Origin of the sequence: Psychrobacter sp. AH5 (assembly GCF_040371085.1) — a bacterium.
Taxonomy (GTDB): Bacteria; Pseudomonadota; Gammaproteobacteria; order Pseudomonadales; family Moraxellaceae; genus Psychrobacter.
Map to the genome: position 1 here is coordinate 2,051,537 of NZ_JAMBMT010000001.1, position 24,413 is coordinate 2,075,949.

The 24,413-nt window shown below is 44.3% G+C and carries 31 protein-coding genes and 1 tRNA gene; 5 read left to right on the forward strand and 27 right to left on the reverse strand.

Going from position 1 to position 24,413, the window contains the following annotated elements:
• Positions 1-58: 58 nt before the first annotated feature.
• The 21 genes from rpsH to M0N77_RS08725 all read right to left on the reverse strand — a co-directional run bounded on the left by rpsH (position 59) and on the right by M0N77_RS08725 (position 12,721).
• Positions 59-457 carry a 30S ribosomal protein S8 gene (gene rpsH, locus M0N77_RS08625; protein ID WP_353104795.1) on the reverse strand — a complete coding sequence of 133 codons (399 nt, stop codon included), beginning with the start codon at positions 455-457 and terminating at the stop codon, positions 59-61.
• 11 nt (positions 458-468) lie between these two features.
• Complete coding sequence (rpsN, locus tag M0N77_RS08630) at positions 469-774, reverse strand: 30S ribosomal protein S14 (RefSeq protein WP_353104796.1); 306 nt, start codon at positions 772-774, stop codon at positions 469-471.
• A gap of 12 nt (positions 775-786) precedes the next feature.
• Entirely contained in the window at positions 787-1,323 is a 537-nt protein-coding gene (gene rplE, locus M0N77_RS08635; protein WP_353104797.1) for a 50S ribosomal protein L5, read from the reverse strand.
• 21 nt (positions 1,324-1,344) lie between these two features.
• On the reverse strand, positions 1,345-1,662 hold the full coding sequence (rplX, locus tag M0N77_RS08640) for a 50S ribosomal protein L24 (RefSeq protein WP_353104798.1): 318 nt from the start codon (positions 1,660-1,662) through the stop codon (positions 1,345-1,347).
• A gap of 8 nt (positions 1,663-1,670) precedes the next feature.
• Positions 1,671-2,039: a 50S ribosomal protein L14 gene (rplN, locus tag M0N77_RS08645; RefSeq protein ID WP_317200662.1), complete on the reverse strand. Its 369-nt coding sequence runs from the start codon at positions 2,037-2,039 to the stop codon at positions 1,671-1,673.
• 182 nt (positions 2,040-2,221) lie between these two features.
• Complete coding sequence (gene rpsQ, locus M0N77_RS08650; RefSeq protein WP_353104799.1) at positions 2,222-2,494, reverse strand: 30S ribosomal protein S17; 273 nt, start codon at positions 2,492-2,494, stop codon at positions 2,222-2,224.
• A complete protein-coding gene (gene rpmC / locus M0N77_RS08655; protein WP_353104800.1) occupies positions 2,491-2,688 on the reverse strand; it encodes a 50S ribosomal protein L29 in 198 nt (65 codons plus the stop codon). The genes rpsQ and rpmC overlap by 4 nt, the downstream gene beginning before the upstream one ends.
• On the reverse strand, positions 2,688-3,101 hold the full coding sequence (rplP, locus tag M0N77_RS08660) for a 50S ribosomal protein L16 (protein WP_353104801.1): 414 nt from the start codon (positions 3,099-3,101) through the stop codon (positions 2,688-2,690). The genes rpmC and rplP overlap by 1 nt, the downstream gene beginning before the upstream one ends.
• Positions 3,102-3,104: 3 nt before the next feature.
• Positions 3,105-3,833, reverse strand: coding sequence for a 30S ribosomal protein S3 (rpsC, locus tag M0N77_RS08665; protein ID WP_353104802.1), 729 nt, complete (start codon positions 3,831-3,833; stop codon positions 3,105-3,107).
• A 3-nt stretch (positions 3,834-3,836) separates the two neighbouring features.
• Entirely contained in the window at positions 3,837-4,166 is a 330-nt protein-coding gene (gene rplV, locus M0N77_RS08670) for a 50S ribosomal protein L22 (RefSeq protein ID WP_025644408.1), read from the reverse strand.
• 10 nt (positions 4,167-4,176) lie between these two features.
• Entirely contained in the window at positions 4,177-4,452 is a 276-nt protein-coding gene (rpsS, locus tag M0N77_RS08675; RefSeq protein ID WP_353104803.1) for a 30S ribosomal protein S19, read from the reverse strand.
• Between the two features lie 12 nt (positions 4,453-4,464).
• Positions 4,465-5,295 (reverse strand): 50S ribosomal protein L2, encoded by an 831-nt coding sequence (rplB, locus tag M0N77_RS08680; RefSeq protein ID WP_353104804.1) that lies wholly within the window; start codon positions 5,293-5,295, stop codon positions 4,465-4,467.
• Between the two features lie 11 nt (positions 5,296-5,306).
• Complete coding sequence (gene rplW / locus M0N77_RS08685) at positions 5,307-5,657, reverse strand: 50S ribosomal protein L23 (RefSeq protein ID WP_353104805.1); 351 nt, start codon at positions 5,655-5,657, stop codon at positions 5,307-5,309.
• On the reverse strand, positions 5,654-6,256 hold the full coding sequence (gene rplD, locus M0N77_RS08690; protein ID WP_353104806.1) for a 50S ribosomal protein L4: 603 nt from the start codon (positions 6,254-6,256) through the stop codon (positions 5,654-5,656). The genes rplW and rplD overlap by 4 nt, the downstream gene beginning before the upstream one ends.
• A 14-nt stretch (positions 6,257-6,270) precedes the next feature.
• Positions 6,271-6,909 (reverse strand): 50S ribosomal protein L3, encoded by a 639-nt coding sequence (gene rplC, locus M0N77_RS08695; RefSeq protein WP_353104807.1) that lies wholly within the window; start codon positions 6,907-6,909, stop codon positions 6,271-6,273.
• Between the two features lie 48 nt (positions 6,910-6,957).
• A complete protein-coding gene (gene rpsJ / locus M0N77_RS08700; protein ID WP_025644420.1) occupies positions 6,958-7,269 on the reverse strand; it encodes a 30S ribosomal protein S10 in 312 nt (103 codons plus the stop codon).
• Positions 7,270-7,604: 335 nt separating this feature from the next.
• Positions 7,605-9,239, reverse strand: coding sequence for an Rne/Rng family ribonuclease (locus M0N77_RS08705; RefSeq protein ID WP_353104808.1), 1,635 nt, complete (start codon positions 9,237-9,239; stop codon positions 7,605-7,607).
• Between the two features lie 122 nt (positions 9,240-9,361).
• Complete coding sequence (locus tag M0N77_RS08710; RefSeq protein ID WP_353104809.1) at positions 9,362-10,021, reverse strand: Maf family protein; 660 nt, start codon at positions 10,019-10,021, stop codon at positions 9,362-9,364.
• 45 nt (positions 10,022-10,066) lie between these two features.
• Positions 10,067-10,552, reverse strand: a complete 486-nt coding sequence (gene mreD, locus M0N77_RS08715) for a rod shape-determining protein MreD (protein WP_353104810.1) — start codon at positions 10,550-10,552, stop codon at positions 10,067-10,069.
• 147 nt (positions 10,553-10,699) lie between these two features.
• Positions 10,700-11,554, reverse strand: coding sequence for a rod shape-determining protein MreC (mreC, locus tag M0N77_RS08720; protein WP_353104811.1), 855 nt, complete (start codon positions 11,552-11,554; stop codon positions 10,700-10,702).
• Between the two features lie 138 nt (positions 11,555-11,692).
• On the reverse strand, positions 11,693-12,721 hold the full coding sequence (locus M0N77_RS08725) for a rod shape-determining protein (protein ID WP_353104812.1): 1,029 nt from the start codon (positions 12,719-12,721) through the stop codon (positions 11,693-11,695).
• Between the two features lie 620 nt (positions 12,722-13,341).
• Here M0N77_RS08725 and gatC point away from each other — a divergent pair.
• The 4 genes from gatC (at position 13,342) to M0N77_RS08745 (ending at position 16,979) form a co-directional block, all read left to right on the forward strand.
• Positions 13,342-13,668: an Asp-tRNA(Asn)/Glu-tRNA(Gln) amidotransferase subunit GatC gene (gene gatC, locus M0N77_RS08730; RefSeq protein ID WP_353104813.1), complete on the forward strand. Its 327-nt coding sequence runs from the start codon at positions 13,342-13,344 to the stop codon at positions 13,666-13,668.
• 92 nt (positions 13,669-13,760) lie between these two features.
• Positions 13,761-15,257 carry an Asp-tRNA(Asn)/Glu-tRNA(Gln) amidotransferase subunit GatA gene (gatA, locus tag M0N77_RS08735; RefSeq protein ID WP_353104814.1) on the forward strand — a complete coding sequence of 499 codons (1,497 nt, stop codon included), beginning with the start codon at positions 13,761-13,763 and terminating at the stop codon, positions 15,255-15,257.
• Positions 15,254-16,777 (forward strand): Asp-tRNA(Asn)/Glu-tRNA(Gln) amidotransferase subunit GatB, encoded by a 1,524-nt coding sequence (gene gatB, locus M0N77_RS08740; RefSeq protein ID WP_371834227.1) that lies wholly within the window; start codon positions 15,254-15,256, stop codon positions 16,775-16,777. The genes gatA and gatB overlap by 4 nt, the downstream gene beginning before the upstream one ends.
• A 125-nt stretch (positions 16,778-16,902) precedes the next feature.
• Positions 16,903-16,979 (forward strand) — tRNA-Pro (locus tag M0N77_RS08745).
• 72 nt (positions 16,980-17,051) lie between these two features.
• Here M0N77_RS08745 and M0N77_RS08750 read toward each other — a convergent pair.
• Positions 17,052-17,354, reverse strand: coding sequence for a monooxygenase (locus M0N77_RS08750; protein WP_353104816.1), 303 nt, complete (start codon positions 17,352-17,354; stop codon positions 17,052-17,054).
• Between the two features lie 166 nt (positions 17,355-17,520).
• Between M0N77_RS08750 and M0N77_RS08755 the strand changes: the two genes are divergently transcribed.
• Positions 17,521-18,474, forward strand: coding sequence for a DUF1853 family protein (locus M0N77_RS08755; protein WP_353104817.1), 954 nt, complete (start codon positions 17,521-17,523; stop codon positions 18,472-18,474).
• 18 nt (positions 18,475-18,492) lie between these two features.
• On the opposite strand, the gene M0N77_RS08760 is transcribed toward M0N77_RS08755, so the two are convergent.
• The 5 genes from M0N77_RS08760 to trpA all read right to left on the reverse strand — a co-directional run bounded on the left by M0N77_RS08760 (position 18,493) and on the right by trpA (position 24,362).
• Positions 18,493-19,023, reverse strand: a complete 531-nt coding sequence (locus M0N77_RS08760; RefSeq protein ID WP_353104818.1) for a DUF2726 domain-containing protein — start codon at positions 19,021-19,023, stop codon at positions 18,493-18,495.
• A gap of 204 nt (positions 19,024-19,227) precedes the next feature.
• Positions 19,228-20,397, reverse strand: a complete 1,170-nt coding sequence (locus tag M0N77_RS08765; RefSeq protein ID WP_353104819.1) for a LysM peptidoglycan-binding domain-containing protein — start codon at positions 20,395-20,397, stop codon at positions 19,228-19,230.
• Positions 20,398-20,620: 223 nt separating this feature from the next.
• Positions 20,621-21,994: a bifunctional tetrahydrofolate synthase/dihydrofolate synthase gene (gene folC, locus M0N77_RS08770; RefSeq protein ID WP_353104820.1), complete on the reverse strand. Its 1,374-nt coding sequence runs from the start codon at positions 21,992-21,994 to the stop codon at positions 20,621-20,623.
• Between the two features lie 349 nt (positions 21,995-22,343).
• Entirely contained in the window at positions 22,344-23,288 is a 945-nt protein-coding gene (gene accD / locus M0N77_RS08775; RefSeq protein ID WP_371834196.1) for an acetyl-CoA carboxylase, carboxyltransferase subunit beta, read from the reverse strand.
• 255 nt (positions 23,289-23,543) lie between these two features.
• Positions 23,544-24,362 carry a tryptophan synthase subunit alpha gene (gene trpA, locus M0N77_RS08780; RefSeq protein WP_353104821.1) on the reverse strand — a complete coding sequence of 273 codons (819 nt, stop codon included), beginning with the start codon at positions 24,360-24,362 and terminating at the stop codon, positions 23,544-23,546.
• Positions 24,363-24,413: the final 51 nt, after the last annotated feature.

The window sequence follows — 24,413 nt, forward strand, 5'->3', positions numbered from 1 at the left end:
TAATAAGGTCTAAACAGACTTTGCTGGATCAGCTGATTGCTTGAAGCAAAAATGCTAATTAAGCAACGAATGCTACAACTTCGCCACCAATACCAGCAGCGCGTGCAGCACGATCACTCATGATGCCTTGACTAGTTGATACGATAGCCACACCCATACCTTGTTTAACGGTAGGGATGTTATCTTTGCCGCGATGCTGGCGCAGGCCAGGACGGCTAAAGCGTTGAATAGTCTCGATGACAGCTTTGCCTTCGAAGTATTTCAATTCAATAGTTAGTGTCGCTTTGTTATTAGCTTCTTCACTAACAACGGCGCTGGCTACATAACCTTCGTCAACCAATAGGTCAGCGATAGACTTACGTAGTTTTGAGCTTGGCATAGCTACGGACACTTTATTAGCCATTTGTGCGTTACGAATACGGGTTAGCATATCCCCAACAGTATCTTGCATACTCATGTAATTACTCCTTACCAGCTTGCTTTACGAACACCAGGCACATCGCCTTGCATGACACGTTCACGCAGCATATTGCGTGATAAGCCAAACTTACGGAAGTAGCCATGAGGACGACCAGTGATAGCACAACGATTACGTAGACGTACTGGCGATGAATTACGTGGTAGAGCTTGTAGCTCTAGCATAGCGTCCATACGCTCTTCGTCAGATGCGTTGATATCATTGATAGTTTCTTTTAGCTTAATACGCTTCTCAGCATATTTAGCAACCATTTTTTCGCGCTTTAATTCGCGGTTGATCATGCTCTTCTTTGCCATAACGTCTTTACCTTATTTAAATGGGAAGCCGAATGCTTTGAGTAACGCACGACCTTCTTCATCATTCTGAGCTGACGTGGTAATCGTCACATCCATACCGCGGATACGATCGATCTTGTCAAAATCTACTTCTGGGAATACGATTTGCTCTTTAATGCCCAGTGAGTAGTTGCCACGACCATCAAAGGCTTTAGGTGAAAAACCACGGAAGTCACGAATACGAGGAATCGCAATAGCAATGAGACGATCTAAAAATTCGTACATTTGCTCACCGCGAAGCGTTACTTTACAGCCGATTGGCCATTCTTCACGAATCTTAAACCCAGCAACTGATTTGCGTGCTTTGGTGACCACAGGCTTTTGACCAGCAATAGCGGTCATATCTGCTACAGCACCTTCAAGCAATTTCTTGTCTTGAGACGCGCCGCCAACGCCCATGTTCAATGTAATTTTAGTGATTTTAGGCACCTGCATTACATTTTTAACATCAAGCTCTTTTTGAATCTGTTGCTTTAGTTCATTATTATATAAAGCTTTTAATCTTGCCATTACTATTACACCCTTAGTGTCTTACGCAGTCGCCACTACTTCACCATTCGAACGATAAACGCGTTGTTTGACGCCTTCATCATTAGTCTGGTAACTAATACGGTCTGCTTTTTGGGTTTGCGCATTTAAAATTGCGACATTTGAAATATGCAAAAAAGCTTCTTGCTTAACAATACCGCCTTCAGTACCAGTTGCCTGATTTGGCTTCTGATGCTTAGTGACGATGTTAATGCCTTCAACTTTGATGCGATCGTTTTTAACAGCTTGTACAGTACCTTGTTTGCCTTTATCTTTACCAGCAATCACGATAACTGTATCGCCTTTACGTAATTTAGCCATGGGTTACCTCACAATACTTCTGGTGCTAGGGATACAATTTTCATAAACTGATCACCACGTAGTTCACGAGTTACCGGTCCAAAAATACGAGTTGCAATAGGTGCTTTGTTTTGATTGAGCAATACCGCAGCATTGTCGTCAAAACGAATAACCGAACCATCAGGACGACGAACGCCTTTTTTGGTGCGTACAACTACCGCATTCATCACGTCGCCTTTTTTGACACGACCACGAGGAATGGCTTCTTTAACCGTTATCTTGATGATATCGCCGACTGATGCATAACGACGATGAGAACCACCCAGTACTTTAATGCACTGAACTCTTCTTGCACCGCTATTGTCTGCAACTTCCAGCATAGATTCAACCTGAATCATAGCGTTACTCCACACGTATGAGCAATAAAAAGCCAGTTGCTGCCGCTAACACAGTATGAGTAGGCGGCAGTTTTATAGTCATAACCGCATTTTACTCATAGGCGTGTGATATACGCTCGGCGCAATCAGCATCCCTAAAAAGGCGGACATTTTAACAGCTTCTGGCTTCTAATGCAATTTACTTAGATTTTTTCTACTTTTTCAACCACTTCAACTAAAGTCCAAGACTTAGTTTTTGAGATTGGACGCGTTTCTTTGATACGGACAAGGTCGCCTTGTTGGCAGATATTGTCTTCATCATGGGCTTTGATCTTAGTAGAACGACGAAGCTGTTTGCCATACAAAGGATGGCGAACTAGGCGCTCAATCAAAACCGTGATGGATTTATCCATCTTGTTGCTGACAACTCGTCCTGTCAATACGCTAGCATTGGCTGTTTGATTGTTATCGCTCATGAGTCGCCTCGTTGTTTCTCGTTAATCAAAGTCTGAAGCTGAGCAATCGTACGACGATTACTACGAACTTCATGGGTATTCCCCAACTGACCCGTTGCTTTAGCCATACGAATACGGAAAGCATCAAGTTGCTTTTCATCAAGTAACTGGGTCAGTTCTTCTAATGATTTATCACGTAATTCACTGATCTTCATTACATTATCGTCCGCTTAACAATGGTAGTTTTAAAGGGCAGTTTTGCTGCTGCAAGCGTTAAGGCTTCGCGAGCAAGCTCTTCTGAAACCCCTTCGATTTCATATAGCACTTTACCAGGTTTGACTTCGCATACCCAATACTCGACTGGACCTTTACCTTTACCCATACGTACTTCGAGTGGTTTATTAGTAATAGGTTTGTCTGGAAAAACACGAATCCAAATCTTACCGCCACGCTTAATTTTACGCGTAATGGTACGACGTGCTGCTTCAATTTGACGGGCAGTCATACGACCACGAGTCAAAGATTTTAGACCAATTTGTCCGAATGCAACGGTGCTTCCACGATGAGAAAGACCTGTGTTACGACCTTTATGCATTTTACGAAACTTGGTACGTTTTGGCTGTAACATAGTTTAACCTCTGTCTGTGTTTCGACGGTTTCCGTTTCCACGACCACGGCGTTTTGGCGCGCGCGTCTGCTCTTCTTTGACCGGATTATAAACACTGTTCATACCGTCAAGGATTTCACCACGGAAGATCCAAACTTTTACACCGATAGTGCCGTAAGTAGTTTCCGCACGTACTGACGCATAGTCAATATCAGCACGTAATGTATGCAATGGCACACGACCTTCACGGTACCATTCAGTACGAGCAATCTCAGCGCCGCCAAGACGGCCAGACAGCTCAACTTTGATTCCTTTTGCACCAGAGCGCATGCTGTTTTGTACCGCACGCTTCATAGCACGGCGGAACATAACACGGCGCTCAAGCTGACTGGCAATACCGTCAGCGACTAAGCGTGCATCAAGATCAGGTGAGGTGATCTCTTCAATATTGACCTGAGCAGGTACGCCCATAATTTTGGTCAATTCTTTTTGAAGTCTTTCGATATCTTCGCCTTTTTTACCGATAACGATACCAGGACGCGCAGTGGCGATGGTAATCTTAGCAGCGCCAGTAGGACGCTCGATCATGATGTTGCTGATCATAGCGTTGTCTAGCTTTTTGCGTAGATATTCACGAACTTGGATGTCGTTGATAAGGTATTCTGAATACTGTTTAGGATCAGCATACCAGTTTGCGTTATGCTTTTTGACCACACCAAGACGAATTCCGATTGGATGTACTTTTTGACCCATAGCTTATTCTCCTACCTTTATAGTGATATGACAGGTACGCTTACTGATACGATCAGCGCGACCTTTAGCACGTGGTAGGATACGCTTTAGCGTAATGCCTTCATCAACATAGATAGTCGCGACTTTTAAATCGTCGATATCTAAGCCGTGATTATGTTCGGCATTGGCGATGGCTGAGTTAAGGCATTTCTTAACAAACACAGCGCCTTTTTTATTGCTATACGTTAGGATATCCAAAGCACGCTCAATTGGCTTGCCACGAACTTCATCAGCAACGAGTCTAACTTTTTGTGCCGAGATGGCGGCACCGCGTAATTTTGCAGTTACTTCCATGGTAAGCACCTTATCTCTTAGCTTTCTTGTCAATGCCATGACCACGATACGTACGAGTGGGGGCAAATTCACCTAGTTTATGACCAACCATTTGCTCACTGATAATAACCGGTACATGAGTACGGCCGTTGTGAACAGATAGAGTTAAGCCAACCATTTGGGGCAGAATCATCGAGCGACGCGACCATGTTTTAATGGGTTTGCGTGAGTTGGCTTCGATAGCAGACTCAACTTTAGCAAACAAATGCGCATCAATGAATGGACCTTTTTTCAATGAACGAGGCATGAAATTCTTCCTTTATTTCTTCTTGGCGCGACGGCGACGGATGATCATATTGTCAGTACGCTTATTATGACGCGTTTTAAGTCCTTTAGACTTCTGACCCCATGGGCTAGTTGGATGGCGACCTTTGTTACGACCTTCACCACCACCGTGTGGGTGATCAACCGGGTTCATAGCGACACCGCGAACAGAAGGACGAACACCGCGCCAACGTGAAGCACCGGCTTTACCAAGTGATTTCAAGTTGTTTTCAGTGTTTGAAACTTCACCGATAACTGCACGACATTCAACGTGTACACGGCGAGTCTCGCCTGAGCGCATACGTAGAATAGCGTAAATACCGTCACGACCTAGTAGCTGAACGCTTGCACCCGCTGAACGAGCCATCTGTGCGCCTTTACCGATTTTAAGCTCGATATTATGGATCACAGTACCCAGTGGGATGTTTTTAAGCGGCATACAGTTACCTGGACGAATCGGAGCAGTATCGCCCGATAGTACCGTATCACCAACCGCTTGCTTTTTGGCAGCGATGATGTAACGGCGTTCGCCATCAGCATACTTAAGTAGAGCAATATGAGCGGTACGGTTAGGATCGTATTCAATACGCTCTACCACTGCTGGGATATTGTCTTTAGTACGTTTGAAGTCAATAATACGATAATGATGCTTATGACCACCGCCGATATGGCGGGTCGTTATACGACCATTATTGTTACGACCACCTGACTTACTTTTTGATTCGACAAGCGCTGCATACGGACGACCTTTATAAAGGTGTGGATGCACTACTTTTTCAACAAAACGACGGCCTGGTGATGTTGGCTTTGCTTTTACGATAGGCATGAGTGTAATCCTTATTCGTTGTTCGCTGTTTCACTAGCAGAGTCAGTAGTATTACCTACTTCTTCGCCAGCATCAGCCATTTGTACATCTTGACCAGCTTTTAAGGTGACATAGGCTTTTTTGAAGTCGTTACGACGGCCGATGCTCTTACCAAAACGCTTTGTCTTACCTTTAACGTTCAAAGTGTTTACTTTAGTCACTTCAACACCTTCAAACATCAACTCAACTGCTTTTTTGATCTCAAGCTTAGTGGCATTAGAATCAACTTTGAATACTTGCACACCAAATGAATCACCGAGCATTTGAGATTTTTCTGAGAATACAGGTCCTCTTAAGACCTGATAAAGTCTTGCGTTATTCATGCTAGTGCTTCCTCAAATTGTTTCGCAGCTTCAACTGACATGATGACTTTGTCAAAGGCGATCAGACTCACTGGATCCACTTCAGAGGTACCTAGTACGCTGACATGTGGAATGTTGCGAGCTGCTAAATATAAATTTTCGTCGATATCGTTAGTGACGATTAATGCACGCGGTGCATTTAATTCATTTAGCTTTGCGATCAACTCTTTGGTCTTAGGTGCAGAAACACTTATCTCTTCTACCAAAATCAGACGCTCTTGACGAATGAGTTCAGCTAGGATGCACTGCATAGCACCGCGATACATTTTGCGGTTAACTTTTTGTGACCAGTCCTGTGGTTTCGCGGCAAATGCACGACCACCAGAACGCCAGATTGGGCTACGAATAGAGCCTGCACGAGCGCGACCAGTACCTTTTTGGCGCCATGGCTTGATACCACCGCCAGAAACTTCGGCACGGGTTTTTTGTGCACGTGTACCTTGGCGTCCGCCCGCTAAATAAGCGGTGACGACTTGATGCACTAATGCTTCGTTGAATTCACGACCAAAAGCCGTATCAGAAAGCTCAACCGCCGCACCTGTAACTGTTTTTAAATCCACGTTAATCCCCTTGCTTAGGCTTTGACTGACGGACGTACGATAACATCGCCACCGGTGGCACCAGGGATTGCACCCTTGATGACAAGTAACCCTTTTTCAGCATCAACTGACACTACTTCTAGGCCTTGAACCGTGACACGCTTGTTACCCATCTGGCCTGGCATTTTTTTGCCTTTGAATACTTTACCTGGTGACTGGTTTTGACCAGTAGAACCAAGGGCGCGATGAGAGACTGAGTTACCATGAGTGGCATCTTGCATGCTAAAGTTGTGACGCTTTACGCCGCCTTGAAAGCCTTTACCTTTACTCTGTCCTGTGACATCAACCATCTGACCTTGTTCGAACAAGTCAGCTAGGATCTCACCACCAATCTCATAACCTTCAAGGTCACTATCATTGGCACGAAATTCCCAAACACCACGACCGGCTTTTACGCCAGCTTTTGCGAAGTGACCTTTTTGAGCTGCTGTTACGCGGCTGTCACGACGAGTACCTGTGGTGATTTGAATGGCTTGGTAGCCATCTACATCATTACTTTTTACTTGAGTAATGCGGTTTGCATCGACCTCAATCACGGTTACAGGGATAGAAACACCTGCTTCAGTGAAGACACGGGTCATGCCGCATTTTTTACCGACTAAACCGATCGCCATTTTAAACCTCTTTATATCTTCTATTAATGGATTGGGCGTTGTTGCGTATTAACCCAAAGCAATTTGGACGTCAACACCTGCCGCTAAATCTAACTTCATTAACGCGTCCACAGTTTTGTCAGTAGGCTGAACGATGTCAACCATACGCTTGTGAGTACGAATCTCGTACTGGTCACGGGCGTCTTTGTTGACGTGTGGCGAGGTTAAAACGTCGAAGCGCTCAATGCGAGTCGGCAACGGTACAGGACCACAAACTTGCGCACCAGTGCGCTTTGCAGTATCGACAATCTCTTGTGCCGACTGATCAATCAATCTATGATCGAAAGATTTTAATCGGATACGGATTCTCTGGTTAGCCATGCCAGCAAGCTCCTAATATATGCTTTGCTCATTCTTGCTATGCAAGGAGATAAGCAAAAGCCGTTTGGTTAAAGATCTACTTTAAGCGGCTTCCCATTCTTTATCAGACTTCTCTGAAAAATCAGTCTCTTTAAGAGAACCAGCAGCGTGCCAAAAGCAAAATAATTTAAAGCCCCACCGACTCTTCCATTTATTGGAAAATCAGCAAAGCCATAATGAAATAGTGCTAGAAACGATGCTCTAGCTGTCATAGCGCCGGCGGTTTACTGGGGCAGACGCTTATAATTCAGTGGTGTGTATTATACAGAGTATTTGAGTCATTGCAAGGGCAATATTCAATCGAGCACAATATCATATTGCTCTTGGGTATATAAGTTTTCAACCTCAAAGGTAATAACACGGCCTAATAGATATTCTAAATCAGCTACGGTGTCAGCCTCTGAAGTCAATAGTAAGTCGATAACGGCCGCATGCGCAACGACGGTAAATTTCTTGGGCGAGTTATAAGTGCGAGCGCAGCGCATGATCTCACGAAATATCTCAAAGCAGACGGTTTCAGCAGTTTTGACAAAGCCGCGACCTTCACAAGTACTACAAGGCTCACACAGCTGCTGCCCTAAAGACTCACGCGTACGCTTACGCGTCATCTCAACAAGTCCAAGCTCACTGACTTGAGTAATATTGGTCTTGGCATAATCTTGCGTTAGCTGCTCTTGTAAGCTTGTGAGTACATCGTCTTTGTGCTCCTGTTCAAGCATATCGATAAAATCAAGAATAATAATGCCGCCCAAGTTACGTAGGCGCAGTTGCCGTGCGATAGCGTGGGTAGCCTCCAAGTTAGTCTTGTAAACGGTGTCTTCTAAAGAGCGACCACCGACATAAGAGCCGGTATTGACATCAACGGTAGTCATCGCTTCTGTTTGATCGATAATCAAATAACCGCCTGACTTTAGGTTGACGCGGCGCTTTAGTGCAGCGCTTAGATCCTCCTCTACTCGGTGCACATCAAACAGCGCTGGCTCAGCAGTATAATGAACAATACGCTCGTAGACAAAGGGCACAAACTCTTTGGCAAAATGACGTATTTGGGCGTAGATTTGCGCATTATCAATAACCACCTTTTCGGTATCGGCATGCACCAAATCACGAATGGAGCGCAGCGGCAGAGATAGCTCTTGATAGATAAGCTCCGAGCTTTGATGATGTCTCGTTTCTTGCTGGCGCGCGCAAATAGTTCGCCAAAGTTGCAATAGATAATAAATATCTTCTTCTAGTTTATTAACCGGAACGCGCTCCGCTGCGGTACGTGCGATCAAACCGCCTTGGAGATTGACCGCTTGCATAATACTACTAAGCTCAGTCTTTAACCGCGTGCGTTCCTCTTCCCCATCGATACGCTGAGAGATACCAATATGATCGCTTGACGGCAGATAAACGAGATAACGTGAGGGTAGCGAGATATTGGTAGTGAGCCTAGCGCCTTTACTACCTAGCTGATCCTTGGTCACTTGCACTAATAGGCGTTGGCCTTCATGCAAGCGATGCTGAATAAGGTTTTGACTGGCGACAGTGACAACCTCTGTATTTCGAGAGCTAACAATCGGCGGCGTCGCTGCTATATCTTCCGCCAAATCTGCTGCTTTATTAGTTTTTATCTTAAGCGTACTAGTAGCTTTGTTTTTGACAATTGGCTCGCTTGTTTCAGTAGTCAAATCGCTATCGTTTTGAGTGATAGCTCTAGGAGGACGCTGCATATCATTAACATGCAAAAACGCGGTGCGCGACTGACCAATATCGACAAACGCTGCCTGCATACCGGGTAGTACACGTACTACTGTGCCCAAATAAATATTGCCAACTAAGCCGAGTTTATGATGACGTTCAATATAAATCTCACTGAGTATCCCATTGTCCATGACTGCTACGCGAGATTCCATCGGACTAACATTTATCAGCAGCTCTTCAGACATAATGTCCCTTATCCTATGACTTAAGTTGATTTATTCTAAGTATCTAAACTGTTTAGCAGTGTAGCAAATGCGCCGCCCTTTTGCCCACTTCCCTGCCGTATCATTATGTGAGTTTGCTATCTTTAGCTGGCTTGTAGCTCGTCAATTAATGCTAAAGTCTGTGCTAAAGGCAGGCCTACCACATTAGTATAACTGCCATTGATATAAGTGACCCATGCCGCTGCCAATCCTTGAATGGCATAACCGCCAGCTTTATCAGCAGGCTCGCCACTCTCCCAATACTGAGCCATCATAGCGCTGGTCAGTGGTACAAAGCTTACCTCGGTACTTTCCATAATTTGTCGCTGTGCTAGCACTTGCCATTGTGTTATACCTTTATCATCATAACTAGGCTGCACCTTTAGCGCCTGTACGGCCGTCCATACCTGATGAGTAGTATCAGACATTTGCTGCCACATACTATAAGCATGCGCGCGATTAGCAGGCTTAACTAATACTGTCTTACCATCGGCTAGCACGCCAATAGTATCGGCGGTCAAAATAATAATAGGCTCAGAAGTAGTAAAGTTCTGACCTTCTTCGATGTGCGACGAGGCTTGCAAGTTTAATTGCTTAACAGCAGCGACAGACTTGTCTTTGACCATGCGTTTTATATAAGCGGTTGGCAACTCATTAGCTAATGGCGTCTCATCGATATCGACACTCAGTGTACTAAAACTCAATTGGGCAGAATCTAATAGCTCACGCCGACGCGGTGAACCGGAAGCTAAGAGGATAGTCATAATAACTCTCTTATTTATTTATCATTAAAAAGGGTTCTAGAGAGGCTAGCGGGTAAATTTGCGCAGTGCTAGCAATACTAGCGGCCAACTAACGATACTTAATACTAAAGAAAAAGCCGACTGCGCCACAAAGGTACTTTGGGTAATGATTTGCAATATCCAAAGAGTCAATTGAAAAACAAACAAACTCAAGGCCGCAACCAGCCAAGCGCTAAGGGTGTTTAATTGCTTAAGATAAAAGCTTGTGAGTCTAATAGCAAAGGCCATTATTACAGCGGCAAAGGCTTGTTGTCCAAGTCGACTGTCTGTCAACAAATCAGCGATAAGACCGACTGCAAAAGCAATAAACACGCCTACATAACGAGGTTGAAACAGCAGCCAAAAAACAAGCACCATAATCATAAACATCGGTCGTAGAGTCGAGAGGTACTGACTTAATGGATAGACACTGAGTGAGGAGGCGACTATTAAGCTTAGCGCAATAGCGCTCAGTAATAGACCAGTAGGATGTTCAGAGTCCGGATACGCCATAAATGCTACCTTTGCGTGTATTTAGTCAGTGATGCTTATAGGTTTACCGAACAGCGAATGCTATAAATAAAGGATTATTGACACTAAAACTATCAATTACTAGCTACCCAATTAATCTATGAATCAATCAATGTATCAATCAATGTATCAATCATTAGCTTGATTGATAGCTGAGTCATTTTTGTCTTGTAACACGAGTACATAGGCATTATCGATAAAGTTAGCCGCAGGCGTTACCTCAATAGTTTTGAAATTATCCGCTTGAGTATCTTCAATATGAGCAATAGTGCCCACGCGGTACCCTGCTGGAATACGGCCCCCTAAACCTGATGATATCAAAGTATCGCCAACACGCACATCTGAGGTCTTAAACACATAATTAAGGCTCAACGAAGTAGGCAGCCCTACGCCTGTGACAATAGCACGTTGGCCAGTACGCTTGACGGTGACCGCTACTGACTGCTGCTCATCACTAATTAGCAAGACGCGGCTAGTATTAGGATAAACGTTAATAACCTGTCCTAATATGCCGTTTTCATCAATAACCGTTTGCGCCACTTTCACCCCATCACGCTCGCCTTTATTAATCACCACGATTTGCTTGAGCAAATTGGTATCGGTCCCGATAACTTGCGCTAAATTAAGATCAAACTGCTCGGGTCTGGTGGTCGATAAGATGCCTTGCAATCGCGCGTTTTGCGCTAAGATATAATCTTGCTGCTGCAATTTGGCCTGGGCATGTAATAATTGTGATTTGAGCTGTACGTTTTCGCGACGCAGCGACTCTTTTGATTCCAAACTGCCGCTAGCCCAGTGCTTGGCATAACTGGGTAATAAAGACGATTGATAGATAGGCTGCATGGAGGCGTGGCTAGTATCGCGTACCGGATTAAACCATTCTGGATTTTTACTATCAAACCACATCAAAACCATAGCTACTATCAGCACGATAGCAGTCTTACGTAGTGATAACGGTTGACGAGTAAAAATACTTGGAGTCATATAAAGTCTAATGTCATTAAAGCGTATAAATAAAGTAATAGGTGTTTGCAACTGATAGTCAAGGCTAATAGCAATAAAGGCCGTCTTATTGACCGCCTTTATTGATTTATCAAACGATTAAAGCTATTACTGGGCGGGTTAGACAAAAATCATATTCAGGCTTTTATTATTAATAAAATCTAGTGCCATGCCGCCGCCGCGACTCACACAAGTCAACGGATCTTCAGCGACAGTTACCGGTAGTCCCGTCTCTCTAGAGATCAGCTTATCTAAATCGCGTAACAAAGCGCCGCCGCCGGTCAAGACAATACCGCGCTCAGCGATATCGGAAGATAGCTCAGGCGGAGTCTGCTCAAGCGCTGCTTTTACCGCACTAACGATACCACTTAGCGGATCACTTAGCGCTTTTTGAATCTCTTGCGAATTGATCGTAAAAGTCTTTGGCACTCCTTCTGCCATACTACGACCACGAACTTCTACCTCAAGCTGCTCTTCTTCATTGAGCGCAGAGCCGACCTCGGTTTTGATACGTTCAGCAGTGGTCTCACCAATCACGCAGCCATGCGTACGGCGCACATGAGTAATAATAGCCTCATCAAAGATGTCGCCGCCAATACGGATAGATTCGGCGTAAACACAGCCTGATAGCGCGATAACGGCAATCTCAGTAGTACCGCCGCCGATATCGACAACCATAGAACCGCTAGCTTCATGGACGGGCATGCCAGCACCGATAGCCGCCGCCATTGGCTCCTCTAACAATAATACTTTACTTGCGCCAGCTGAAGACACCGCTTCACGAATGGCTTTACGCTCTACTAGCGTCGACTTGCAAGGAACACAGACCACTACATTAGGCTGAGCTAAAAAACGTTTGGCTTTTACCTTACTAATAAAATGCTTAAGCATCTTTTGGGTGACTTCAAAATCTGCAATCACCCCGTCTTTTAGCGGACGTATAGCAGTGATATTGGCAGGCGTACGACCTAGCATTTGCTTGGCATCGATACCTACAGCGGCAACCGTTGGATTCTGAGTACGGTTACTACGCAAAGCAACCACCGTAGGCTCATCGAGTACTACCCCTTTACCAGGGATAAAAATTAAGGTGTTGGCAGTGCCAAGATCAATGGCGATGTTACTTGATAAAAATCCAAACAGGTTCATGACTAATATATCCAGCGCTTTACAAATTAAGGCAAATGAGGCGAATGAGGCGGCTAAGGTATACTCATTGCATCGAGAGGTCGGTATTTACCGCCTATGGTAACGAAAGCTTACCTGCGCAACAAGTCGAACCTAAACTACAAAGATTAAAGTGGGCTAAATTATACCGATTTAGCACAAAAAAAACATAGCTATTTGCATAGGTAATGCAATAAAAACTATCTTAAATGCTAGAATTTGTTACCAAAATGCAAGCGATGCTCATAATAGTCCCTATTCATACAATATAAGCGCTAAGCTTGCGCTGCTAGTTTTATTCACCTAGGTCACTTACCATAACGCATTTATCACCATAATCGTTAAGCTTTTGATAATAAATACTATTTATTTGTCTGTAGTATCATTGATAACTAAGCTTAAAGGTGAAATCATCAAAGATTAGCGGCTAATCTGGCGCGCTACTCTGTAAACTTAAGCTAGATGCTTTATAATGAGCTCATAGTAATACCTAGTTGGCGTCTATAAATGCAGGCTTATCAAAAAGCTGTCATGATGGCGACTCTCTGGTATCGATTCATTCTTACAAAACGCATTTAACCTAGCTTTTAGTTGGAGAAATTATGTCATCGCAATCGCCCGATAAAACCTCTATTGAACATGATCAAGTTAGCCGTGAGGAGATTTTGGAAATCGCTACTCTAGCGCGTCTAGGTATCGACGAGAATACCGCTGGAAGCTACGCTAATGATATTAGCAAAGTACTGGGCTTGATGAAGACTCTTGGCAGCGTTGACACCACTGGCGTCACTGCTTTACCAAATATCCATGAAGTTTGCCAAGAGCTGCGTAGTGATGTAGCTAAGCACGATATTGATCGCGCGCGTAATCAGTCTATGGCGCCTGCAGTAGAAGATGGGCTATATCTAGTACCGCAAGTTATCGAATAATCTATAGCTAGCAGCCTGTTAATGGGCTCTACTATGACCCTCTCGTTTAGCTTTATATAAGTTACCTTTATAACTATAACGGACGACCCCTTATGTCTGAGATGCATCTATTAACTACCGAGCAGCTGATTACCGGCTTGCAAAACAAACAATTTAGTAGCGCAGAATTAACCGAACATTATATTAAGCGTATAGAAAGCTTAGATAATAAAATTAATAGCTTTATTACTACTACCTTTAACACCGCTCGCGCGCAAGCGCAGGCAGCCGATGGCATGCGCGCCCAAGGTGATAAACGGACGCTGCTAGGCGTACCAATGGCGCATAAAGATATCTTTTGTACCCAAGGAGTGCTCACCACTTGTGGCTCAAAAATGCTGCATAACTTCATCTCGCCTTACGATGCAACCATTGTTACTAATATCCGCGAAGCTGGAATGATTAATTTGGGCAAGCTTAATATGGATGAGTTTGCGATGGGCTCAGACAATAGCAGCTCTTATTATGGCAAAGTACAAAACCCTTGGAATCTTGAGCATGTCCCTGGTGGTTCCTCAGGCGGTAGTGCCTCAGCGGTCGCAGCAGGCTTTGTACCGCTAGCAACAGCTAGTGACACGGGCGGCTCTATTCGTCAACCCGCCTCATTCTGCGGCTTGACGGGTATTAAACCTACTTATGGCCGAGTCTCACGCTTTGGCATGATTGCTTATGCTTCGAGCCTCGATCAAGCTGGTACTATGGGTCGTAGCGCTAAAGACTGCGCTTACCTGTTGCAGCCGATGGTCAGTTATGATGTACGTGATGCCACCTCAGTCAAACATGATATTCCAGATTATGTACAAGATATCAAGGACGCCGAGGCCAATGCTGGCGACAAGCCTTTCGCCGGACTACGGATTGGGGTAGCAAAAGAGTACTTCACTGAAGGTTTAGATCAAGAAGTCGAACAAACAGTACGAGCAGCTCTCAAGCAATATGAAGAGCTTGGCGCTACTATTGTAGAGGTCAATATTACCAATCCGGATGTGACGCTCGCGACTTATTATATGCTTGCTCCTGCTGAGGCCTCTTCAAACTTATCACGCTTTGATGGCGTGCGCTTTGGCTATCGCTGTGAAGACCCTAAAGACTTGACGGATCTTTATACGCGTACGCGTTCTGAAGGCTTTGGCGCTGAGGTGCAGCGCCGTATCTTGACCGGTACTTACGCGCTATCAGCAGGCTACTTCGATGCTTACTATATCAAGGCACAAAAGGTGCGCCGTATGATTGTTGAGGATTTCAAAAAGGCTTTTGCTAATTGTGATGTTATTGCTAGCCCAACCGCCCCAACTGCGGCTTATAAGCTTAGCGATAATCTAGATCCTGCTTCTATGTATTTAGGCGACGTCTATACTATCGGCGTCAATTTGGCAGGTTTACCAGCGCTTAGCCATCCTGTAGGCCTGACTTCTAAGGGTTTGCCAGTAGGTTTACAGCTTATCGGTCAATATTGGCAAGAGAGTAAACTACTTAGTACCACGCATTTATTCCAATTGCACACCGATCACCATTTACAACATTCTGCTATCGCCAAGGAGACAGTATAATGACTACAACAACAGCGACTAACGATAGCACTCAAGCCATCCGTAAAGACTTGCTAATTGATGGCTATGAAGTCGTCATCGGTATCGAAATTCACTGCCAGCTCAACACGGAAAGTAAAATATTCTCTAGTGCGCCAACTGATTTTGGTCATGAGCCAAACACTCAAGCTAACATTGTCGATTTAGGTCTGCCAGGTGTGTTACCGGTACTCAATCACGGTGTGGTCGAGCGTGCGCTAAAGTTCGGTATTGGCGTTAATGCAGAATTAGGCTTATTTAATACCTTTGATCGTAAGAACTACTTTTATCCAGACTTGCCCAAAGGTTATCAAATCACCCAAATGGCCAATCCTATAGTTGGTAAAGGCTATATTGATGTCGTGGTCAATGAGGGCGAAAAGAACGAGTACCCTAAACGTATGGGTATCACCCGCGCGCACTTAGAAGAAGATGCTGGCAAGTCGGTACATGATGCCGTAGAGGGTATGACTGGCGTTGATCTCAACCGTGCCGGCACGCCACTCGTCGAGATCGTCTCTGAGCCAGATATGCGCTCAGCCGCTGAGGCCTTAGCTTATATCAAAGCTATTCATCAGCTGGTCACTTGGCTTGGCATCTCAGACGCTATTATGGCTGAAGGCTCATTCCGCTGCGACTGTAACGTCTCTGTGCGTCAGCCAGGGGAAGAGCTTGGTACGCGTACGGAGCTTAAAAACCTAAACTCGTTTCGCTCTATCGAACGCGCTATCGCTCGCGAGATTGAACGTCAAATCGATATTGTCGAGGACGGCGGCAAAGTGGTACAAGCCACTATGCTTTATGATGCTGATAAAGACGAAACTCGCGTCATGCGTACTAAAGAAGATGCCAATGATTATCGCTACTTCCCTGATCCTGATCTATTGCCAGTGCGTATCGAACAACATACCGTTGATGAAATCAAAGCCGCTATGCCTGAGCTGCCAGTAGCGCGCCGTGCCCGTTTTGAGGATGAGCTTGGCTTATCAGAATATGACGCGCGTATCTTAACTGGCAGTCGTCAAATTGCGGACTACTTTGAAGATGTGGTAAACGAGGTCGGTAAAGACAACGCCAAAACCGCAGCTAACTGGGTCATGGGCGATCTACTTGGTGCGCTTAATAAGGACGATAAAGAAATCACCGACTCGCCTATCAGCGCTAAGCAAATGGCGGGACTGCTGGCACGACTATTTGACGATACTTTATCGGGTAAACTTGCCAAAAAAGTCTTTAGAGCTTTATACGAACGCGCGGGCGGTGATAGCGATGATGCCGCTGATAAAATCATCAAAGATAAAGGACTAAAGCAAGAAACTGATACCGGCGCGATTAAAGCTATTGTCGAAGAAGTCATCGCAAATAATCAAGCGATGGTCGATGAATATAAAGGTGGTAAAGAAAAAGCCTTTAACGGTCTAGTCGGTCAAGTGATGAAAGCTAGCCGTGGTAGTGCTAATCCGCAACAGGTCAATCAGATCTTAAAAGAGCTGCTTGGTTAATACCCACTCTAGGATAACACGGCATCAAGTCTTAACGACTGCTATCGCCAAAATTAGTTTGCAATGGTTAGCTAGGATAATTAGCCCTTGCAATCTAAATAAATTTGGGTAGAATAGCAATCATTCGGGGCGTAGCGCAGTCTGGTAGCGCACTACACTGGGGGTGTAGTGGTCGCAGGTTCAAATCCTGCCGTTCCGACCAAACACTGAGATTAAGAAGAAGCCAATCATTGTTATCAATGGTTGGCTTTTCTGTTTAGGCGACTTATTAATATCAAAAAGAAGCCTTAGTAATAGCGCTGAGCTCTTCATTAATGATAAAAGTTTTAGCTCGAATACCGCTAAAGCCAAACGACTGCAAACGCTCGGTATGTTTAGCTTGATATCTATTGGCATCTGCTAAGTTATCAAAAACATATATACCGCCTGCCTCTTGCGTTTCTTCGTTCTCCGTCCACAGCTTATAGACCAAACCGTCCTCGGTAGCGATGTCTTTGGCAAGATCTTGCATCTGCTCAAAAAACGCATCACCAAAAGGGCCTGTATATGGAAAGTCCATCTGTAAAAGGTATTTCATTTTTTATTCCTATTATTAATTAAAAACTCTCAACATTATACAATTTATTAAATTATAGGCGATATTAGGGTTTTGTCAATTAAGGCAAAGATAGCACAACTCACTATAGACTTTTAGCCAGCGAGCGGTTAGGTTAAATACTTCGTTAACGACTTTGGCTTATACTATGTTCAAGCTAGCGACTCAGCCGCTCTCTAACTTTGTTTTGGATAAAGACTATGCTCCATGGGAGGTTTTTCGTCGTCCCTTCGTGCGTGATCTAGCATACGTTCTCGCTTGCCCTAACGTTTTGACTCAGTGGATTGACTTCTCGCCGCATCAAAATACTCATCCTATTGCCGTACATAATAGCGAATTTTGGACAATGCAGTTTGAGGCTTACAAATCACGTTTGGATGAGTTAGATGCCACTAATGCTTATCAGCAGTTGACGCGCTACTTACTATCGCGTCCTAGCCCGAATCGTTTAGGCTTTCATTTTGAGGGCTTATTATCATTTTGGTTAGAGGACGGCTACGCACGTGGATTACACCCTTATGAGACGCTTGCAAGTAATATTCAGCTATATAACGGCAAGCAGACCGTCGGTGAGCTGGATTTGATTCTCTATAATCATACAGACAAGCTGACTGAGCATTGGGAGTTAGCGATTAAATTTTTTATAGGTTCAAAGCCCTTTGCGCCTACTGATTGGGTTGGTATTAATTCTAATGATAATCTACAGCGCAAAATGACTTATATGCAAAATAAGCAATTTCGCGCCATTTGGGTAGATACTAAGGATCATGGCCGCGTCAAGATTGATAAGCGCTATGGGATAATAAAAGGACGCTTCTTTTTGCCAATGGGCATGACTGATTTTACTTATCCTAAGTGGTTGGCTACAAATTTTCCTATGCATCAGTGGTGCGATATAAACGATAACAGCAGTCTTGCTAAGCTTAATTTGAGCCACTTACGCTTCGCGCACTATATAGAATGGTTTACCAAACGCGATTTTTATGATGGTCAGCACTCTTTACCTACTTGGCCAGACGATAAGCAACCTAGGACTGGGTTATATTTTGAAAACGACTGTCCTATCGTTATTTATCCTAGGCAAACTGCTTATGATAAATAGCAGTCTTAAAACTACTCATCAATAATTCTCAATCACCTGCATGATCTCATATCTAAGCATATCAGCGCTAGGCATACGCTCGGCATGAAAACGTACAATTGCGATACCCGCACTCGCTAGCGCTTTATCTTTTTTGTCATCGGCTTTTTGCCGTGACTTACTACTATGCGTCCAATCGTCCAATTCTATGGCGACTAAAGTAGTTTGCGCGTCGATATCGGTAATCACGTAGTCAACGCTTTGCCGACAGATACGGTTGAACCAAAAGCTGCGCTCGCTCGCCTCTTCACTATTAGCCTCAATAATACGCGAGAGCTGTACTTGCACAAAGATATGATATTCAGGTAAAGCATTTTTGAGTTTATTAAAAAATATAACTTCGGTGTCAGTCATAATAGGCATCGGCGCAAAAGGCCAAATCGCTAAGTCATCACCGCGTACCGGCTGCGGATCTGGCTGTGCTTTATTAGAGCTTGCTTGCCGTTTTAGCACCGCTATCAGACCTAAAAATCCGATAGCAGCGAGCAAAAATATAATGCCAATTGACATAGGTTTACCTTATAAGGTTCAAAGCGACGTCCCAGCCTTGGTAGGCTGATAGGTCATACAGTAGTAAATAGAATATGACTAGCACAAGCAGCCGTTATCGTAGCTAAGCTTGCGATGATCAGCAATACATAAAATAAAAAACACGACAGCAAATGTCGTGTTTAGGCTAAATAAGTGAGTGACTACTTTTGATAAGATCAATACTTACCAATATTTGACCCACGCCCCACTAGTGTCTACTTTGGGATCATTATTAATCTTATCTTTTAGCGCTAAGGCAGCTACTTTACCACGCTCGGGACCAACGACGACGCGTACACCGCGACTGGTTTTGCTAGTAGTAACTTGATATCCAGCCTCTCTAAATTTCTTAGCAACTTTTTCGGCAGCCGCTTGATCGCTTGCTAGCGAAACTTGAACGCCAAAGCTACCTTTTGCATCAGTCTCCTTGACTTCCTTACGTGCCTCTATCAGACGCTGCTGAGCCTCACGTTTGGCCTGAGCCTGCGCTTTTTCTTGTTCACGCTTGCGCTCAGCTTCTGCCGCCTCACGTTCTAGACGCTGAATCTGTTTGCGCGAAGGGATAGTAATGGTTTGACCTAACTGTAGTGTTGCTGAGGGTGAAGTATTATTAGCCTGCGCCAAAGCTTCGACAGGAACATTGTATTGACGTGCCAATTTGATCAGGCCGTCACCTGATTTAACCGTATAGTCGGTAGGCGAGCTTGGTGGCTCAGTTTTAGCCGCTTGTGCTTTTTGCTCAGCTGCTTTTTGCTCAGCTTTTTGCTTAGCAAGAGCCTTTTCTTTAGCTTTAGCTTCGGCCTCTGCTTTTTGTTGGGCGGCTTGTTGACGCTCTACTACTCGCTTGGCTTCTGCCAACTTATTAGCCTCTGCCGCTTGCTGTTGAGCCTTAGCAGCGTTAGTGTCAGTTGTTGTACTAGTTTGTGACACAGCAGTGTTAGAAGTCTCTGTACGCGGCTGCATGCTAGGCGTTGCTAGCGTTTCTTCACTAACCTTATCAACGACAACTTCTGGGGTATTATTATCGATATATCGTTGGTTTTCAGCTCGCGACTTGGCTAGCGCTGTCGCTTCTGCCGACTCTTGCTCAGCCAAAAACTGTTTGGCCCGCTTTTCTTGCTCAGCCACACGCATAGCACGCTCTTTTTGTTTTTGTGCCAGCAGCTTTTTTTCGGTATCAATATCTGTAGTCAGTGGTGCCGTTGTCGCTGGTTCAGTAGTTGAGCTCGCTACTATAGCAGGCGCAGTTACATTGTTATCACTAGTACCAATCTGCTGCACCATAGCGTATAACATCACGCTACCACCAATAATCATTCCTATGCCCAATAAGGCTTGTCTAGAAAAATTCATCCGTTTAAATTCCTTAGTTGGTAAAAATGATCACCTAATAAACCTGTATTCAAGCAGTAGTATCTAAAGCTTTACTATACATCAACGCTGTTTTTAATATAAACCATTTGTCGCCTAAAGCTATCACAAGCTTAGCAAAGCGCTTTGATTATAAAACAATTTTTTGACATTGTCTGCTATCGTGCTATTGCCACCTTCTATAGAAAATCTAGTCAAAAACTCTTTAACTAGCAGGCTGTATTGCCAAAGCGGCAAGCGCCTCGCCAATAGTATGAAACGAGCCGCAAACTAAGAGCAAATCTTCAGGCTGGCTGGCTTGGATTATAGCATCGGTCGCTTGTGACAAATTATCAAAGGCGTTAATTTTACTACTATCGACGTGAGGGTTTAGCGCTTCGGTCAATTGCTCAACACTGGCTGCCCGTGGATAATCAATCTCAGCGATATACCAATCCGTAATAGGTAAATTGGCTTGCGTTAAGCGTTTCACCACTAGCTCGATATCTTTATCTCCGAGCATTGAGAATAACAGCTTAATATTTGCCGTTTTATGGTCCGATAAACGCTCTACATGCTGCTGCCACAAGGGTAATAATTGCGATAGCATAAACTCCACACCATGCTCATTATGCGCCACATCAAATAGCCAGTGGCGGTTAGCCCATTGACGATAATCAAAGCGACCAGCCAATTTGACGGTTTTTAGCGCTTGTTTAATAGCGCTAATATCGACATTTAATGGACTGGCCAGTACTGCCGACAACCCATTAGCTGTATTCATCAATGACAGCTTAGGACGCGGCAGCTGTAAAGTAACGGCAGCATTACTATACTGCCACTCATGCTCTTGGTTACTGTTATCAAAGCCTAATTCACGATAATAAAAATCTGTACCAACTTGATAACAAGTTACTTTATGCTGCTCAATGCGCTGTTTTACGCTATCTGGCATCTCAGTTGAGCCATAAATTAAGCTAATATTATCGCGTAAAATGCCCGCTTTCTCGCGGCCTATATCCTCTATGTTATCGCCTAACCAATCGACGTGATCGATGCCAATGTTGGTAATGACTGCCATATCAGCGTCAATGATATTGACCACATCTAAGCGTCCGCCTAAACCGACTTCTAACACCCAAACATCGCAGTCGACCTCTGCAAATATCAATAACGCCGCTAAAGTTGTCATCTCAAAAAAAGAAAGGGTCAGCGCGCAAGCTAATCTTGCCAACTCAACTTTATGAAAAGCGGCAATCAGAGTGTCATCACTAACCATCTGACCGTTGATACGAACCCGCTCATTAAAGATGCTTAAATGCGGTGATTGATATAGCGCTGTCTTATAACCTGCGGCTTGACAGATCTCGCTAATCATAGCGGTGGTCGAGCCTTTACCATTAGTGCCTGCTACCATAAATACGTAGGTGTCCTCTTTTGCGGACTGTACGATGCCTAAGTGCTCAGCTACCGGTAGCACCCTTGATAAGCCCATGTCTATAGCAGACACATGGATCTGCTGCATGTAATTGAGCCACTCCGTCAAGCTTGAATTACGGTTAGGACTAGTAAAAGGAGAGGAGTTAAAAGAAGATGCCATGAATGAAGCCTATATTCACAAGTTGAAATTGAAAAATTATAATTTTATAGTCGATCCACTATGAAATAAATATAGTGCTACTGGGATGGATTTTCAGCAGCCTATGGGAACGCAGCACGCCAGGAAAATTTATACCAGTAGCACGCTGTAATAGCTGTACTGTTTTTATTTAAGATTGACTATATAAAAGAGATGCTGGCCATGATGATAAAGCTCAAGCCTCTAGCAAGCAATGCTATTTATTATTAAACCGCTTATTTTTAAGCCAAAAAAATAGCATTTATCACTATTTGTAATAAATGCTATTGGCTATGCGGGTAGTTTGTCTCAAAAAGACAAAAATACCGAATTAAGCGTCTACATTAGGCTGATGACACAGCTTGGCTAGTAGACGATAAATAGTATCTATCATCTGATGACGATGCACCACCTCGTCAACCACGCCATGCTCTAACAAGAACTCAGCACGTTGGAACGGCTCTTCTAGCGTTTCGCGCACCGTCTGTTCAATAACACGCTTACCAGCAAAACCGACCATAGCTTTTGGCTCAGCTAAATGAATATCACCAAGCATAGCAAGCGAGGCGGTAACACCGCCATAGACAGGGTTGGTCAGTACCACGATATAAGGAATACCTGCTATACGCAGACGCTCAACCGCCGCCGCCGTACGCGCCATTTGCATCAAAGACAATAGCCCTTCTTGCATACGCGCGCCGCCGGAAGCTGCAAAGCAGACCAAAGGCTTACGCTCAGCCAGTGACTTCTCAGCCGCTTGTACAAAACGATCGCCAACTACTGAGCCCATAGAGCCGCCCATAAACTGGAAATCAAAAGCACAAGCAACCACTTCAAGGTTACGCAGCTTACCGTACAATACAATTAGCGCTTCACTCTCGCCCGTCTTGGTTTGAGCCTGTTCCATACGCTGCGGATAAGGCTTACTATCGACAAAACCTAATGGATCTTTTGCTACAAACTCTTGGCCAAGCTCGCCATCGACTTGATCCAAAAACCATTGTAAGCGCTCGCGAGCCGTCATCGCCAAATGATGATCGCAGTGCGGGCAGACATAGCAGTTGAAGATAAGCGCGGTATTGGTAATCATCGAGTGACAGTTTGGACACTTAGTTGACGGTTCGGTTTCAACAGCGGTCAAGGTCGGCACTAGTTGCTGTTTAATACCCGGTATCGGACGATTAAACCAAGATTGACTAGCTGACTCTATAGCCGCCTTACTACCATCATTTTGCGTCGCAGATTTATCCATAATTTCAGTCATATTATTCGCCATTATCAAAGGCTACTGAGCAAATTGCTCATAACCGTTTATACTTTTTAGGGGTATTGCAGTCCGTTTATACCTATTGTCAGCAGTAATATGCAATAGGTTATCTATGGTCTTAGTTTACACACGTAAACTAAAATTAGCAAAGTCATTCGGTATTTTGATAATAGATAATTTTTGCCTTTATCTAAACTATAAAATTATGACTTATTAGGCTGTATTGAAACATCACTAACTACCAATCAAAGCTTAGATATAAAATTACAGGCTGTCTAAAGCGTCGCGTAATTCATCCATCTTGAGCATGATACGTTGCTGCGCCGCGGCGACCGCTTGCGCATCACTAGCGTCAATATCGGCAAAGTTCTGTACTAAAGCGCTACCAACAATCACCCCATCCGCATGCAGGCCAATAGCTTTAGCAGAAGCCCCATCACGAATACCAAAACCGACACATACTGGCAAATCCGTTTCGGCTTTGATAGCTTGTACTTGCGCAGCTACGTCATCAGTATTTAGCGTGGCTGAACCTGTCACCCCTTTTAATGAGACGTAATAGATATAACCGCCGCAATGAGTCAATACTTGCTCACGGCGCTCAGGCAAAGTGGTTGGTGATAATAAGAAAATCTCATTCATCGAGTGCTCGGTTAAATGCTGAGTAAAACTGCCTGCCTCGGCTGGTGGCAAATCCACCATCAAAATACCATCGACGCCAGACTGCTCGCAAAGCGCGACAAAGGTATCGTAACCAATAATCTCAACCGGATTGAGATAACCCATCAAGATAACAGGCGTTTGACTATCTGTTTTGCGAAATTCTGCCACCATATTTAGCGCATCACGCGTGCTCGTACCAGCCGCCAAGGCGCGCTCACCTGCTAAAGCCACGGTTGGGCCATCGGCCATAGGATCTGAGAATGGCAAACCGACCTCAATCATATCAGCGCCGTGTTTGACCAAATCATGCAGCAGATTGACAAAGTTGCTGGGATTGGGGTCGCCTGCCATCACATAAGGAATCAGCGCTTTTTTATTTTGCGATTTTAGGGTATCAAAGGTGCTTTCTATTCGGGTCATAATTTTCTCTAATTTATAATTTAGCATTATTCATTTAATAAAAAATAGAGG